The 13,141-nt window shown below is 61.5% G+C and carries 17 protein-coding genes and 1 tRNA gene; 11 read left to right on the forward strand and 7 right to left on the reverse strand.

Annotated elements, in window-relative coordinates; all coding sequences use genetic code 11:
* Positions 1-1,068: porin (locus tag AB4Y85_RS16725; protein ID WP_441986053.1), on the forward strand; the 1,068-nt coding region annotated here is incomplete at its 5' end.
* A 1,000-nt stretch (positions 1,069-2,068) separates the two neighbouring features.
* On the opposite strand, the gene AB4Y85_RS16730 is transcribed toward AB4Y85_RS16725, so the two are convergent.
* Entirely contained in the window at positions 2,069-2,308 is a 240-nt protein-coding gene (locus AB4Y85_RS16730) for a hypothetical protein (RefSeq protein ID WP_441986054.1), read from the reverse strand.
* A gap of 391 nt (positions 2,309-2,699) precedes the next feature.
* Here AB4Y85_RS16730 and AB4Y85_RS16735 point away from each other — a divergent pair, with 391 nt between their 5' ends.
* Together AB4Y85_RS16735 and AB4Y85_RS16740 are read left to right on the forward strand one after the other, a co-directional pair.
* Positions 2,700-3,095, forward strand: coding sequence for a response regulator (locus AB4Y85_RS16735; RefSeq protein WP_441986055.1), 396 nt, complete (start codon positions 2,700-2,702; stop codon positions 3,093-3,095).
* 101 nt (positions 3,096-3,196) lie between these two features.
* Positions 3,197-3,601: a hypothetical protein gene (locus AB4Y85_RS16740; RefSeq protein WP_441986056.1), complete on the forward strand. Its 405-nt coding sequence runs from the start codon at positions 3,197-3,199 to the stop codon at positions 3,599-3,601.
* Between the two features lie 51 nt (positions 3,602-3,652).
* On the opposite strand, the gene AB4Y85_RS16745 is transcribed toward AB4Y85_RS16740, so the two are convergent.
* Positions 3,653-3,892 carry a NepR family anti-sigma factor gene (locus AB4Y85_RS16745; RefSeq protein ID WP_441986057.1) on the reverse strand — a complete coding sequence of 80 codons (240 nt, stop codon included), beginning with the start codon at positions 3,890-3,892 and terminating at the stop codon, positions 3,653-3,655.
* A 242-nt stretch (positions 3,893-4,134) separates the two neighbouring features.
* Between AB4Y85_RS16745 and AB4Y85_RS16750 the strand changes: the two genes are divergently transcribed.
* The gene (locus AB4Y85_RS16750; protein WP_441986058.1) at positions 4,135-4,302 is read left to right on the forward strand and encodes a hypothetical protein; all 168 of its coding nucleotides are present in this window, start codon (positions 4,135-4,137) and stop codon (positions 4,300-4,302) included.
* A 5-nt stretch (positions 4,303-4,307) separates the two neighbouring features.
* Here AB4Y85_RS16750 and AB4Y85_RS16755 read toward each other — a convergent pair.
* The 3 genes from AB4Y85_RS16755 to AB4Y85_RS16765 all read right to left on the reverse strand — a co-directional run bounded on the left by AB4Y85_RS16755 (position 4,308) and on the right by AB4Y85_RS16765 (position 5,918).
* Positions 4,308-4,393 (reverse strand) — tRNA-Leu (locus AB4Y85_RS16755).
* A gap of 72 nt (positions 4,394-4,465) precedes the next feature.
* Complete coding sequence (locus AB4Y85_RS16760) at positions 4,466-5,653, reverse strand: FAD-dependent monooxygenase (RefSeq protein WP_441986059.1); 1,188 nt, start codon at positions 5,651-5,653, stop codon at positions 4,466-4,468.
* A gap of 1 nt (position 5,654) precedes the next feature.
* Positions 5,655-5,918: a zinc-finger domain-containing protein gene (locus tag AB4Y85_RS16765; protein ID WP_441986060.1), complete on the reverse strand. Its 264-nt coding sequence runs from the start codon at positions 5,916-5,918 to the stop codon at positions 5,655-5,657.
* Positions 5,919-6,800: 882 nt separating this feature from the next.
* Here AB4Y85_RS16765 and AB4Y85_RS16770 point away from each other — a divergent pair.
* Together AB4Y85_RS16770 and AB4Y85_RS16775 are read left to right on the forward strand one after the other, a co-directional pair.
* The gene (locus AB4Y85_RS16770; protein WP_441986061.1) at positions 6,801-7,565 is read left to right on the forward strand and encodes an alpha/beta fold hydrolase; all 765 of its coding nucleotides are present in this window, start codon (positions 6,801-6,803) and stop codon (positions 7,563-7,565) included.
* A gap of 54 nt (positions 7,566-7,619) precedes the next feature.
* Complete coding sequence (locus AB4Y85_RS16775) at positions 7,620-8,105, forward strand: class I SAM-dependent methyltransferase (RefSeq protein ID WP_441986062.1); 486 nt, start codon at positions 7,620-7,622, stop codon at positions 8,103-8,105.
* A gap of 2 nt (positions 8,106-8,107) precedes the next feature.
* Here the strand turns inward: AB4Y85_RS16775 and AB4Y85_RS16780 are convergent, their stop codons facing one another.
* The gene (locus AB4Y85_RS16780; RefSeq protein WP_441986063.1) at positions 8,108-8,908 is read right to left on the reverse strand and encodes an enoyl-CoA hydratase; all 801 of its coding nucleotides are present in this window, start codon (positions 8,906-8,908) and stop codon (positions 8,108-8,110) included.
* Between the two features lie 80 nt (positions 8,909-8,988).
* Here AB4Y85_RS16780 and cysE point away from each other — a divergent pair, with 80 nt between their 5' ends.
* The 3 genes from cysE (at position 8,989) to AB4Y85_RS16795 (ending at position 10,724) form a co-directional block, all read left to right on the forward strand.
* Positions 8,989-9,825, forward strand: coding sequence for a serine O-acetyltransferase (cysE, locus tag AB4Y85_RS16785; RefSeq protein WP_441986064.1), 837 nt, complete (start codon positions 8,989-8,991; stop codon positions 9,823-9,825).
* A 110-nt stretch (positions 9,826-9,935) separates the two neighbouring features.
* Positions 9,936-10,133, forward strand: coding sequence for a DUF3126 family protein (locus AB4Y85_RS16790; protein WP_441986065.1), 198 nt, complete (start codon positions 9,936-9,938; stop codon positions 10,131-10,133).
* A 60-nt stretch (positions 10,134-10,193) separates the two neighbouring features.
* Positions 10,194-10,724 carry a gamma carbonic anhydrase family protein gene (locus tag AB4Y85_RS16795; protein ID WP_441986066.1) on the forward strand — a complete coding sequence of 177 codons (531 nt, stop codon included), beginning with the start codon at positions 10,194-10,196 and terminating at the stop codon, positions 10,722-10,724.
* Positions 10,725-10,783: 59 nt separating this feature from the next.
* Here the strand turns inward: AB4Y85_RS16795 and AB4Y85_RS16800 are convergent, their stop codons facing one another.
* Positions 10,784-11,368: a transglutaminase-like cysteine peptidase gene (locus AB4Y85_RS16800; protein WP_441986067.1), complete on the reverse strand. Its 585-nt coding sequence runs from the start codon at positions 11,366-11,368 to the stop codon at positions 10,784-10,786.
* 395 nt (positions 11,369-11,763) lie between these two features.
* On the opposite strand from AB4Y85_RS16800, the gene AB4Y85_RS16805 reads away from it, so the two are divergent.
* Both AB4Y85_RS16805 and AB4Y85_RS16810 read left to right on the forward strand, forming a co-directional pair.
* The gene (locus tag AB4Y85_RS16805) at positions 11,764-12,579 is read left to right on the forward strand and encodes a rhomboid family intramembrane serine protease (RefSeq protein WP_441986068.1); all 816 of its coding nucleotides are present in this window, start codon (positions 11,764-11,766) and stop codon (positions 12,577-12,579) included.
* Between the two features lie 130 nt (positions 12,580-12,709).
* Positions 12,710-13,141 carry a CBS domain-containing protein gene (locus AB4Y85_RS16810; RefSeq protein WP_441986069.1) on the forward strand — a complete coding sequence of 144 codons (432 nt, stop codon included), beginning with the start codon at positions 12,710-12,712 and terminating at the stop codon, positions 13,139-13,141.

Here is a 13,141-nt window from a genome sequence, read left to right on the forward strand (position 1 = left end):
ACGGAAACCTGCCTCCGCGTCGGCGGCCGCGTCCGCGCCGAGATGCTGTATCTCGAGCCGCAGTCGCGTCTCGACGACTCGATTGGCTTCCGCGCTCGTGGCCGCATCCAGCTCGACGCTCGTACCGCCACGGCTTACGGCCTGCTGCGCACGTTCGTCCGCTTTGAGATGACCCGCGACACCGGTTCGTACGGCTTCTCGTCGACCTCGGCCAACGTCGATCAGGCCTTCGTGCAGTTCGGTGGTCTGACCGCCGGTCGCTCGATCTCGTTCTTCGATAACGGCGACCTCCCCACCGAGCACTTCGGCACGCTCCGCTTCTCGGACGCCCCGAACGTGAACCTGTTCGGCTACACCTTCTCGTTCGGCAACGGCTTCACGGCCTCGATCGCCGCCGAAGAAGGCCGCTATGCTGGTAATGAGTTCGGCGACTTCGTTGCCTTCACGGAAGCCGGTCAGCGCATGCCCGACGTGGTTGCCAACGTGCAATACACCGGTACTTGGGGCTCCGCCCTTCTTGCTGGCGCCGTGCACCAGCTGCGTAGCGCCGCTCTCGTCGGCGTCACCCCCGGCATCGACGCCATCCCGGACACCGATTACGGCTTCGCTCTGACTGGCCAGGTTGGCGTCAACCTGCCGATGCTCGCCCCCGGCGATGCTCTCTGGATCGCCGCGACCTACGCTGACGGTGCCATGGGCTACCTCGGCTTCGACGCCACCAATACGGTTGGCCGCACAACGACCGACATCGTCGATGCCTTTATTGGCGCTGACGGGGACATCAAGACCGGCCGCGGCTGGTCGGTGGCCGGTGGTCTGCGTCACTACTGGACCCCTGAAGTTCGTCAGAGCGTCTTCGGTTCGTATGCTCGCGTCGATTACGGTGCAGACGTTCCGGTCGACTTCGACTTCAACGAGTGGCGCGTCGGCACGAACGTGATCTGGCAGCCGGTGTCCGGCCTCGACCTCGGCGTCGAAGTCCTGTATGCCAACCAGGATCCGCGCGGTGCTCTGACCCGTGGCGACGACTCCTGGGAAGGCCGCATCCGCGTTCAGCGCGACTTCTAATCGGCTCTCACCGATCTGAAAGGGAAACCCCGGTGGCAACACCGGGGTTTTCTTTTTGCGCGATGGCGCCGTGTTTCCGGAAAATCGGCTGAGCAAAGCTTCATCTTTTCGCTTCGCCCGCAATCGGCCCTAAATCCTGCGCTTAGGTTGAGGCAATTCTTGCACGCGCATATCTGGAGAAGCGAATGCATAGCCGCAATGGAATGATCACCGGAGGAATCTTGGCGATCCTGGCTGCAGGGTTGGGCGCCTGCTCGGCATCCGCCAACTTGTCCTATAGCGAATACCGTACAGGCCCCGGTTATCAGAGCGAGCGCACCTATGGCAGCCGCGTCTATAGCGATACAAGGCAGGGAATCGGGGCTGAGAATTGTAAGGCGGTCCGGCGAACGCAGCTCGACGCTTTCGGTCAGCCCACATCTTGGGAAGAAACCGTTTGCGGGCAGCCCTGAGATATCAGGGACGGTGAGGGGGCGTTGAGACGAAGGACATCGTTAGACCAGGGAACGAACGCCGACCTTGGCGGTTTCCATAGCGTCAATTCTTTCGTCAGGAGAACACCCTCATGAACAACATCATTTGGCTTATTGGAGCAATCGTGGTCGTGCTCGCAATCCTGTCCTTCCTGGGACTGCGCTAAGAACTTCCATGTGCGTGCAGGGCAGTGCTCGTAGAGCCCAACTGCCCTGCAGCATTTTCTCTCGAATGCCGAAGCCCATCGGACGTCTTTCAGTCCATAAGGGCAAATACGACCGAGGTAACGTTCAGCAGCGCTACGGCGCAGAGCAGTGCCGGAATGAAGGGTATGCGAGAGCGCTGTGCTCTCTTCCGGTCACTGGTTTCATCCTGTCGCATGTAATGTGAGAGACGGATTGCCATTGCTCCACTCCACAGCGAATTCTGCATTCCCCTACCATGGCTCAAATACGTTCTTTCGGAGGTGTGCGGGCGCACATGGAGTAATCCCGGGAATTCACCGCGTCGCGAGAGGCCCGCTGCTTCAGTGACGGGTCGCCGCTTTCTGGAACTGGAGAAGTTGCCCCTCGATGGCTCGCATGCGGGTCATCAGGCGATCGAGTTCGTTCAGTAGGAGCTTTTCATCCTCGCGGGCCTGCTCGATCAATTCGGTGGAGGAGCTGTGGCGGATCCTATGGAGCGCATCTGCAAGCCGCGTATCCAGAAGCCGCATATGCTGCTCCAGATCGATGAATTCCTGATGCAGCTGACTCTCCTTGAGCACAATCCGATCTCATCTGGTGCGGCTGTATAGCTTAAAGCTACAGCTTGCGGGCCGGTTCCTCCAGACAAGAAAAATCGACCCGCGCCGTAAAAACTCAATGCTCAAGCTGAAACAGACCCGTCTGCTCACCGTTCTTTGATGAGTTGACTTCGGAACGGATGCTCGACGAGCATTTGTGCCCGAGGCCTTTTTTGCATGATTGCTCGCGGCGGGGATACGTATGCCGGCAGCAGTCGACAAGCCGCAGCAAAGGTCTGAGTTCACGGATCGTCGCCTGCCATGTTGCATGCGAGGTTCCATGATCTCGGCTTATGCGGCGCACTCGATCGGCAGAGCCTGCAAGTGTGGGGTATCGAGCCGGAACATGTCAGGCGGCAAGAGGAGATACCGCATGGGCCAGAAGATCGAACCCAGTCGCATTGCACTGATCGTCGAGGATGATTTCGAGATCAGGGGGCTCGCCGCAGCTTTGCTCGAGGAGACGGGTCTCAAGGTGGTCGAGGCCGCCAGCGCGGAAGAGGCTCTGAATTATATGCGCGATCATGCGGATGACGTTGCTTTTCTCTTCGCGGATGTTCGCCTGCCATGCCTCATGAATGGCGTCGATCTTGCGCGAACCGTGTGCATTAAGTGGCCGTGGGTCCGCACCGTCTTGACCTCGGGTCTCTCGTTGGAAGAGGGGTTCGCCGACGTGCCCCGGGATGTGCGCTTCATGCCGAAACCTTGGCGCGCGCTGGAAGTTCTGATGGAAGCGGAGAGGGCATCGCAATCCGCCAGAAGCCATTGAGAGGCTAGTCTCGCTCAACATCTGTCCGCCCATTGAGATGTGCTTGGGAACCTTGGTGCTCATCAGGAATTGGCCTTAGCAATTCAGGAGGAGCTGTACTGATGCCAAGCACGACTGTCGCCACAGGTACGTTCACATCTCGCAAAGCGGCGGATCAGGCCATTCGACGCCTCGTTTCCAGCGGCTTCGCTCGCAACAGCATCGAGCTGCATCATCATGATGACGATGAAGGTTTCGATGTCGAGATTCATACCCGTCGAGAGAACGTGCGGCGAGCGGAAAAGGTGATGCATGACGCATCGCTCTACAGCGTTGACATGAACGACGCACGCCGTATCGTGTCGGGAGCAGCCCACACCGTCCGGTCTCATCCGGCTTTGCTGCTCGGCGCTGGCATGCTCGCAGGATTCATTCTGTACAATCTGATCCCACGCTCACAGGAGCAACCGTCCCATCAGTCTCGGACTGCCCATAAGGGCGAGGGGCATCGCCGCCGTCGCGCATGACTATGCCTGGGAAGCACGGAAGAGGACGTTTCGGCGCCCTTTCGTGCTTCCCTAAATATCTTCCTCATCAGGATAATCACCACGTTCCTCAAGGCGTTTGAGGAGGTTCTTGATCCGGTCAGGCGCGGGCTCTTTCAGAAGGCCTTGATAGTCTGATTGCAGTTGTCTCCCAAGCTGTCTGAGGATCTCGGTTTGACCGTTTGCAGTCAGGCCATTGGAGCCGATGCTCCAGCCCAGATGCCTATTCATAGGAAAAGGCGGTCCATCTGGATCTTGGAACCGCTTTGGCATGCTTAATCTCCTCGCAGTGCTCTGCTTGAGCCTGTGAACGGAACAAAATGCATTCGGTTGCGGCTAAGTTTCTGGAAAAGATGCGTTTTTTTGCCTCTTAGGGATAGTCTGCAAGACTTTTGGACGGGGCAGGCGCTTGAATAGGCATATCCTCCCCGAAAGATGAGGCGACCGCCGGTCGCATTGGTTTCCCGCGCGCTCTAGTCCAAAGCTCGACATTAATACAATGGCGGGGGCCGGTAATGCGTGAACTGTTGATGCTTTATGTCTGCGGAGTGATCCTGCTCCTGGCAATATCCACAACCATCGGCAGTGAGGAGGATGTCGGCCTGGATCACATCGTCATCGCCGCATTCGGATGGCCGATCTTCACATCGATCCTGGCCGTGAAGGCCCTGAAGAGTCGCTGAAGGTTTGGTGCGGACGGCGGGGGTCGAACCCGCACGGGCATAGCCCGAGGGATTTTAAGTCCCTTGCGTCTACCAGTTTCGCCACGTCCGCGTCAGGCATGAGCGTTATCGGGCTCGCGCCGGAAGCGCAAGTGCGGGCGTGCCCGCGCCTGTTGGGAATCCGTCACTCCGGCAAACGGAAGCCGTAGATCCAGTCGTAGCGCTTGGCCATGTCCTGGGGGCCGAGATGCCGCATGATCCGGTCCCGGCCGAACGAGATCAGGCTGCCTGCATGATAGATGCGCCCATTGCGCCGGGCCTCGGCCTGGATGCGGCGGGCGCGGTCGAGGCGGGCGCTTTCATAAGCGGTGAGGGCGGAAGTCACGTCCGTGACGTCTCTGTCCAAAAGCGTTCCGAGGGTCGCCGCATCCTCGATGGCGAGCGCCGCTCCCTGGGCGAGAAAAGGCAGGACCGGATGGGCGGCGTCGCCCATCAGTGCCACGCGTCCCTGTGCCATCTTTCGGATCGGATGATAGAACAGGGACCATTGCAGCCATCCTTCAGGCTTGCTCAGGAGATCGCGTAAGGTTGGGGCTGCGGAACGGTAATGGGCCAGCAGGTCCTCGGAGCGTCCGGGAGCGGCCCATCCCTCGACCGGCTGCCTGGCGCGCTGGATGGCGACCACATTGACGAGCTGACCGCTGAAGATCGGATAATGCACCACGTGGCCCTGCGGCCCGAGCCAGAGGCCGGTCTCGTTCCCGGCCGACTCCTTGGGTGCGTCGCGGCGGTCGAAGGTGGCCCGCCATGCGATATAGCCGTGGAATTCCGGGAGGTGCATATCGCCTGCGGCTTTGCGCACCCGGGACCAGATGCCGTCCGCGCCGATAACCAGATCCGCATGAAGCGTCTCGGTCGCCCCACCGGAAGAATACGAGATCAGCTCGACGTGATCCGATTTCGGAACGATGTTCTCGACCTTGCGGCCCATGACGAGGCGGATCGCGGGGTCCGAGCGCACGGCATCCAGCAGAGCCGTCTGGAGATCGGCGCGATGGACCACCCAGTAGGGGGCCTCGTAATGCTGCTGCATATAGGGGCCGAGCGCGATCTGGCCGATCTCCCGGCCCGTGCTGATCTTGCGCACGACCACCCGGTCGGGCGTCGTCGCTACGCGTCTCAGGGCGGGGCCGAGACCGAGCTTGATCAGGAAGCGGCTGGCATTGGGGGAGAGCTGAAGCCCGGCGCCGACTTCGCTGAAGCCGGTGCGCCGTTCCACGAGGGCGATCGTGTGACCCTTGCGGGCCAAGGCCAGGGCAGCCGTCAAGCCGCCGATCCCGGCGCCGACGATGGCGATCGAGAGGCCCGACACCTTACCGTGAAGAAGCGGAGGTCGCGAAGTCCGGCTCCCAGACGCATTCCGCCGGGCGGGCCTCGTCGGCCTTCAGGGAGGGGTCATACTTGAACAGGGTCGAGCAATACGAGCAGACCGTCTCGCTGTCGTAACCCATGTCGATGAAGATGTGCGGGTGGTCGAACGGCGGCGTTGCCCCGATGCACATGAACTCCTTCGAGCCCACATGAATGACGGGAACGCCCGGGTCGTTATGAAAATGGGGTGTGCCTTTGTCAGCCATGGTCGTTGCTCAAAAACCGATGAAATTTGCGCGCACCATAATGACTGAGGCGCCATGCGCCTAGAGCAAAAATTCGGTTGCAGGGCAGGGGGCTTCACCGAGGAGACCGCACCCGTCATGCGCGGACGCGTTCCAGGTATACAGGCCTTCAAGCCGCCCAAAGCGGGGATGATCGGATCAAGTCCGGCCATGCCAGCAAGAGTTCGTGATTATCAAAGAACATGGGGAACGGCCTCGCGGCGTGGTTCGCCCGAGGTTTTCTCAGTCGAGGGAGGGCGCGAGGAGGCGTCCGGCTCGTGTGTGTGTTTGTGTTGAGAACCTGACGGCTCCCCGCGCACGGCTTTTTTAGGCGTACACCGCGTCTTGCAGCGGAGGGCCTCCTGTCAGCGGGCTTGCGACACCCACAGCAGGACCGTGCCCGATCCCACAATCACGACGCCTCGCGAGCGCGCCCCTCGGTGGATCAGGCTGGGGAAGGGTGTAACCAAGGTTAGGAGGATTGTCAAGAACAAAGAGTGAACATAACGGTGCGCGTGTGTTCCCTCCCCTTGCGGGGAGGGCCAGGGTGGGGGTGGTCTGGCTGGGCGAGAGATCGAACCAGATTACCCTCACGTCATCACCGGCCTTGTGCCGTTGATCCCGATCATGGTGAGCGCTGCGCTCGTCGCATCGGGATGGCCGGCACAAGGCCGGCCATGACATCGTCGGGCTGTTGTGGTGTCTGGAGGGCACGAAGTGCTCTGACTTTGCGACCCCCACCCTGGCCCTCCTCGCAAGGGGGAGGGGAATATGCGCCCGCCTCCGGGTCCGAAACTGAGATGATTGCATAAGGGAGAGCAGACCCTTAGGTTGCGGCGCATCCCGCAACCTCCCTTTGGTCCCATGCGCTATTTCAATTCCAGCGGCGTCAGCATCGCCTATATCGACGTTCCGGCCCATGAGGGCGAGGGCGAGCCGATCCTGCTCATTCATGGCTTCGCATCGAGCCATGCGGTGAACTGGGTGAACACGCTGTGGGTGAAGACGCTGACGCGCGAAGGATATCGCGTGATCGCGTTCGACAATCGCGGGCACGGGCAGAGCGAGAAGCTTTATGATCCGGAGGCCTATCATTCCTACCGCATGGCGGAGGATGGCACGCGGCTGCTTGACCATCTCGGGATCGAGCGCGCGGATATCATGGGTTACTCCATGGGTGCGCGTATCACGGCGCATATGGCGCTCGCCGCGCCTGAACGCATGCGCTCGGTGATCTTGGGCGGCCTCGGCATCCATCTCATCAATGGCGTCGGCCTGCCGCTCGGCATCGCGGACGCCATGGAGGTGCCCTCGCTTTCCGATCTCACCGATCCGATGCAGCGCATGTTCCGCGCCTTCGCAGATCAGAACGCCAGCGACCTGAAGGCGCTCGCCGCCTGCATTCGCGGTTCGCGCCAGGCGCTGACGCGGGAGGAGGTGGCCTCGATCACGCTGCCGACCCTGGTGGCTGTCGGCACCAAGGACGATGTTTCCGGCTCGGGTCCCGAACTCGTGAAACTGTTCCCGAATGCCACCGGCCTCGACATCCCCGGCCGCGATCACAACCTCGCCGTGGGGGACAAGGTCCACAAGCAGGGTGTGCTGGAGTTCCTAAAGAGCCGACCGTGAGCCGTTGAATTGATGCGCCAGCCTCCCAAGGTCTAAATGGGACAGGAGCGGCGCATGACACGCCTCGACAGTGCGATCCGGCGTTTGACGGCTCAGCGCGACGTGCTGGATTGGGCCGCGCGGGTCATCGCGCCGAGTGGCCTTGTGCTCGAAATCGGGCTCGGTAACGGGCGCACCTACGATCATATGCGCGCACGTTTGCCGGGTCGCGAGATCTATGTGTTCGAGCGAAAAGTCGCGGCGCATCCCGCTTGCATCCCACCTGAAAAATATCTCTTCATCGGCGATGTCTTCGAAACCCTGCCGGCTTTCCTCGAGCGGTTCGGGGAAGGCTCCGCGGCACTGGTGCATATCGATATCGGCACCGGCAATGAGGATGCCAACCGGGAGCTCGCCCTGCATCTCTCGCCATTGCTGGCAAAGCTTCTGATGCCGGGCGGGTTCACGCTGGGCGACAGGGCTTTCGCGTTGCCCGACTGCACGGATATCTCGTCCACGACCGGCGTACGGAAGGGGCGCTACTTCGTCTACAAGCGCTGATCCTACCGCCCGGCAAAGACCGGCCTGCGCTTTTCCAGAAATGCCTTTCGCCCCTCGACTGCATCCGCGCTGTCGAAGCACAGATCCGCGAGCGCAGCCGGGTCGACATCGGGATGAGCGATGCCCATCGATGCGTCGATGGCGGCTTTGGCGGCACGGATCGTCAGCGGCGCGTTCGCCGCGATATCCTGGGCGAGTGCAAAAGCGATGTCTTCCAGCTGACTGTCCGGCACGACGCGCTGCAGGACGCCGAGGCGCAGCGCTTCGTCCGCTCCGATGCGGCGGGCGGTATAGAACAGGTCCTTGGCCGCGGGCGCACCCACCGCCGCTGTCACCAGTTTCATGGCTCCCGCCGGATAGCCGACGCCGAGGCGCGCGGCCGGAATGCCGAAGATGGCGTTGTCTGATGCGATGCGCAGGTCGCAGGAGAGGGCGAGCCCGAACCCGCCGCCGAGGCAGAAGCCCCGGATCATGGCGATGACCGGTTTCGAGCAATGGGCCAGCGCCCAGAAGGCGGCCTCGTTGATCGCCTCGTAGCGCCGCCCGCCCTCGGCATCGGCGCGAACGGTCGCGAACTCGCTGATATCGGCCCCCGACGCAAAGGAATCGGCGCCCGCTCCCCGCAGGACGATGACATGGATGGCGGGGTCGCGATCAAGCTCCGCGACGATGTCCGGCAGGGCCTGCCACATGCTCAAATCGAGGGCGTTGTGCTTGGCCGGATTATCGATGGCAAGCGTCGCGACTGCGCCGTCAATCGAGACGGAAAGCTTGGAATGTCGAGCTGAAAAAGATGCGGGCATGGGGTTGATTGGATCTGTGGGAAGGAGCAAGGGCTTATTATGTATGGGTAAACTAAAGCTGTGCCGGCAGGGAGATTATCATGACACAAAGCCGTTTGAAGTCCGGATCGCCGGATTTCCTGGCCGGTAAGGTCGATCCCATCTGGGATCGCCTGCGGAGCGAGGCCGAGGCCATCGTCAAGAGCGAGCCCGCGCTCGGCGGCTTCGTGCTGACCGCCATCCTGAACCAGCCGAGCCTGGAGGCTGCGGTCATTCACCGGGTGACGTCCCGCCTCAACCACAGGGCCATGCCCGCCGACATCATCGAGCAGGCCTTTCACGAAGCTGTCCGGCAGGACAGGACCATCGGCGAGGCGTTCCGGGCGGATATCAACGCGGTGCTCGACCGTGACCCCGCCGTATCGCGCGCCGTCGAACCGCTTTTGTATTTCAAGGGCTTCCACGCCATCCAGACCCACCGTCTGGCCCATTGGCTATGGAACCAGGGGCGGCAGGATTTCGCCCTCTACCTTCAGAGCCGCTCCTCCGACACGTTCCAGACCGACATTCATCCGGCGGCCCAGATCGGGCGCGGCATCTTCCTCGATCACGCAACGGGCCTCGTGGTGGGCGCGACCGCGGTCGTCGAGGACGACGTTTCCATTCTTCAGGGCGTCACCCTGGGCGGCACCGGCAAGGAGCGCGGCGACCGGCATCCCAAGATCCGGCACGGCGTGCTGATCGGGGCAGGGGCCAAGATCCTCGGCAATATCGAGATCGGCCATTGCGCGAGAATCGCGGCAGGGTCGGTCGTGCTCAAGCCCGTTCCCCACAATGCCACGGTGGCCGGCGTTCCGGCCAAGGTCATCGGCACGGCAGGCTGCGCGGAGCCCGCCCGTTCCATGGACCACCGTCTCTCCGAGATGGAAGGGATCTGACGGGGAGAACGGCCGAGCTTTGGACCTAACCCCGCTTGCCCGCGTTTGCCGGGCGTGGCAAGTGCTGCATCCGTGTACTCAAGAAAGGACCTGTAGTGGAAAAATCGGAGATGGCGAAAGTCGAGCGTTACCTGCGCCAGACCTTTGCGAACCACTCGATCCGCGTGGTCGGTCGTCCCAAGAAGACCGACTCGGCGGAAGTGTATGTTGGTGAGGAATTCCTGGGCGTGCTCTTCGTTGACGACGAGGACGGCGACCGTTCCTTCAACTTCACCATGGCTATCCTCGACACCGATCTCGAAGATTAAGCGGCACTTTGAGCGGCGGGGCCCGACGAGGGCTCTGCTGCCTCCTGACTGGGAAAGCCGATGCCGATCTACAGCCTCGACGATGTCTCGCCGATCCTTCCCGAGGAGGGGCGGTACTGGATCGCTCCCGACGCCCACGTAATCGGGAAGGTGCGCCTTGGAGCCGATGTGGGTATCTGGTTCGGGGCGGTGCTGCGCGGCGACAACGAGCTGATCGATATCGGCGCTTCCAGCAATATTCAGGAAGCCTCCGTGCTCCATACGGATATGGGGGCGCCGCTGACCATCGGCGAGGGCTGCACCATCGGCCACAAGGCGATCCTGCATGGCTGTACCATCGGCGACAACTCGCTGATCGGCATGGGCGCCACCGTGCTCAACCATGTGCGGATCGGCAGGAACTGCCTCGTCGGGGCCAATGCCCTCGTCACGGAAGGCAAGGAATTCCCGGACAATTCCCTGATCGTCGGCGCACCGGCCAGGGCGATCCGGGTGCTCGACGAGGCCGCCATCGAGCGGCTTCGGCTGTCGGCTCAAGGGTATGTAGCGAACTGGAAGCGGTTCGCAAAAGGAATGAAGCGGATCGACTGACCCGCCTCATGATCTGGAATTCCGAAGATTTAAACCGGTGCTAGACGCCGGTTTTGTTTTTAGCGGTTAGCGGTCGTGGTCGGCGAGGTGGTGATGCCGCCCAGCGATACCCAGCCCACCACATCCTGGCTCTCGCGCTTGATGTAGACGTAGCCGGTGCGGCTCCAGGGCAGGACCGACGAGGTCTTGTTGTCCAGGATGTAATCGCCACGATTCGTGCGGACCACGAGAACCGCATGGCCTTCGCCGAGCTCGTCGATCACGACGGTCATGCGCATGGCGCGGCGGGGAAGGCCTTTCTCGGCGAGGATGCGGCGCTTGAGAAGCTGGAAGTCCTCGCAATCGCCACGACCGTCATCCGGGAAACCCCACACATCGACGACGCCGAAATGATCCTGGTCCGTCACAGCCTGGATCGTGGTATTCACATTCTGGTTCACGGAGACGATGGTCTTCCAGATCTGGGGCGTCAGCTCGATGACTTCAGCTTCGGACACATCGACGGCGCATTCGGCAGGGTGAGTTTCACAGAACTTCGTCCAGCCCTGGAGCGGCTTGGCGGTGCCCATGCTTGCGATCGGGTTGCTGGAAGACGGGAGCGAAGCCAGGGTCTGCGCCTGAACGGCGGAGGCTGTGAAGACCATCAGAAGGGTCGCAAAAGCTGCCGTAATGAAATTGCGCGAACTTGAAAACTTCTCATTCTTTCCGAAAGAAGCGCCGCTCTTGAAATAAATGTGCCGCATGCCCCACCAGCCGGTTTAACGTTCTTTTAACCAAACTGACATGGTTACATTTACGGCTCAAGCGGAAAGTAAAAGGTGAGTTAACGCGTCGCGCCCACCATCGGTTCCTTCATGGTTAACAAAAATTTTATAAAGCTAAGCTTAGGAAGGAATGCCTTCCTCTAGGGGAGGCTTTCGTGGCGCTAACCATCTGGTTTTGCTTGAAATGCGGGCCACATCATGAGCTAGGCTTTGATTTGTTTTGCACGCTGCCAGCCCACTCGTCCCTATGCTGACAGCCAAAGAAAAAGTTGTCCATGCCATCTTCGCAACCCCGCCTGCGCGAGCCGGTCTTCAACCTGCCGCCCGTCGTCACCCTCAGCATCCTCGTCCTCGTGGCAATTCACCTGCTTCGCATGCTGCTCTCCCAGGAGACGGATCTCGAGACGGTCTTCGAGTGGGCGGTGATTCCGGCCCGCTGGGCGGTCGCTTACGGAGGGGTCGAGATCCAGGAGGTGGTGCGTCACCTGCAGGAGAGCGCGCCGGGGGAATCAAGCGAATCATTGGAGGCTCTGGCCCAGTTCGTTCTAGCGGATGGGGCGGGGCACCCCCTGACGGTCATCACCTATGCCTTTCTCCACGGCTCCTGGCTCCACCTGTTCCTGAATAGCATCTGGCTCGCGGCCTTCGGCACCCCCATCGCTCGGCGGGTCGGGGTGGCGCGGTTCCTGATCTTGGCCACCGTGGCGGCGGTGGCGGGCGCCCTGTTCTATGCCTTCGTGAACCCTGTGCAGATCTTTCCGATGATCGGTGCCTCGGGCGCCGTCTCCGGCCTCATGGGGGCGGCTTCCTGGTTCGTCTTCGCCCCGGCGGCATGGCATTGGGAGGGGCGGCTCGCCCAACCCCATGAGCGGCCACGCCAGCCGCTGGCCGAGATTCTCACCAACAAATCCTTCCTGGTCTTCGTCGCGGTATGGTTCGCAACGAATTACCTGTTCGCCGTTGCCGGGCCGGTGGGGCCCACCGAGGGCAACATCGCCTGGGAGGCGCATGTGGGCGGCTTTCTTGCCGGGCTCATCCTTTTTCCGTGGCTCGATCCGATCCCTGCGCGTTCTCGCCGCATCTCGGCTTGAAAGCGCCATGGTTTGCCGGGATCATTGTCCCAACTGACGAGAAAGCGCACTGCCACGCGGCGGAGCCTTGACGTCACTTGCGGGTGCGGAGGCTGACGGTTCTTCGCCTCCACGCCATTGGAGGGACAGTATGATCGTCAATCGAATCCTTTCTCTGAAAGGACGCAACATCGTCTCGATTGAACCGAGCCGTACCTTGGGCGAAGCGGCAAAGCTTCTGTCGGAGCGCAGGATCGGCGCATTGCTGGTCGTTGATGGAAGCAAACCCGTTTCCGGCATCGTGTCCGAGCGCGACATCGTGCGGGCCATCGCGTCTCAAGGCGCGGGCGCACTGGAGCAGCCGATCTCCGGGTTCATGACGCAGCAGGTCTTCACCTGCACGGGCGAAACCGCCATCAACCAGGTGATGGAGCTGATGACGCAGCATAAATTCCGGCACATCCCTGTGGTGGAGGGCGGAAGCCTCGTGGGCATCATCTCCATCGGCGACGTGGTGAAACTGCGCCTCGAAGAGATCGAGGCGGAAACGCAGGCCATCAAGGAATATATCGCGACGGCTTGA

Origin of the sequence: Microvirga sp. 2YAF29 (assembly GCF_052114605.1) — a bacterium.
Lineage (GTDB): Bacteria > Pseudomonadota > Alphaproteobacteria > Rhizobiales > Beijerinckiaceae > Microvirga.

Excerpts from the sequence above, each read along its gene's own strand:
- AB4Y85_RS16735 (WP_441986055.1), top strand. The coding sequence starts at position 2,700 with ATGGGCCAGAAGATCGAACCCAGTCGCATTGCACTGATCGTCGAGGAT.
- AB4Y85_RS16740 (WP_441986056.1), top strand. The coding sequence starts at position 3,197 with ATGCCAAGCACGACTGTCGCCACAGGTACGTTCACATCTCGCAAAGCG.
- AB4Y85_RS16745 (WP_441986057.1), bottom strand. The coding sequence starts at position 3,892 with ATGCCAAAGCGGTTCCAAGATCCAGATGGACCGCCTTTTCCTATGAAT.
- AB4Y85_RS16750 (WP_441986058.1), top strand. The coding sequence starts at position 4,135 with ATGCGTGAACTGTTGATGCTTTATGTCTGCGGAGTGATCCTGCTCCTG.
- AB4Y85_RS16765 (WP_441986060.1), bottom strand. The coding sequence starts at position 5,918 with ATGGCTGACAAAGGCACACCCCATTTTCATAACGACCCGGGCGTTCCC.
- AB4Y85_RS16770 (WP_441986061.1), top strand. The coding sequence starts at position 6,801 with ATGCGCTATTTCAATTCCAGCGGCGTCAGCATCGCCTATATCGACGTT.
- AB4Y85_RS16775 (WP_441986062.1), top strand. The coding sequence starts at position 7,620 with ATGACACGCCTCGACAGTGCGATCCGGCGTTTGACGGCTCAGCGCGAC.
- AB4Y85_RS16780 (WP_441986063.1), bottom strand. The coding sequence starts at position 8,908 with ATGCCCGCATCTTTTTCAGCTCGACATTCCAAGCTTTCCGTCTCGATT.
- cysE (WP_441986064.1), top strand. The coding sequence starts at position 8,989 with ATGACACAAAGCCGTTTGAAGTCCGGATCGCCGGATTTCCTGGCCGGT.
- AB4Y85_RS16790 (WP_441986065.1), top strand. The coding sequence starts at position 9,936 with ATGGCGAAAGTCGAGCGTTACCTGCGCCAGACCTTTGCGAACCACTCG.
- AB4Y85_RS16795 (WP_441986066.1), top strand. The coding sequence starts at position 10,194 with ATGCCGATCTACAGCCTCGACGATGTCTCGCCGATCCTTCCCGAGGAG.
- AB4Y85_RS16800 (WP_441986067.1), bottom strand. The coding sequence starts at position 11,368 with ATGGTCTTCACAGCCTCCGCCGTTCAGGCGCAGACCCTGGCTTCGCTC.
- AB4Y85_RS16805 (WP_441986068.1), top strand. The coding sequence starts at position 11,764 with ATGCCATCTTCGCAACCCCGCCTGCGCGAGCCGGTCTTCAACCTGCCG.
- AB4Y85_RS16810 (WP_441986069.1), top strand. The coding sequence starts at position 12,710 with ATGATCGTCAATCGAATCCTTTCTCTGAAAGGACGCAACATCGTCTCG.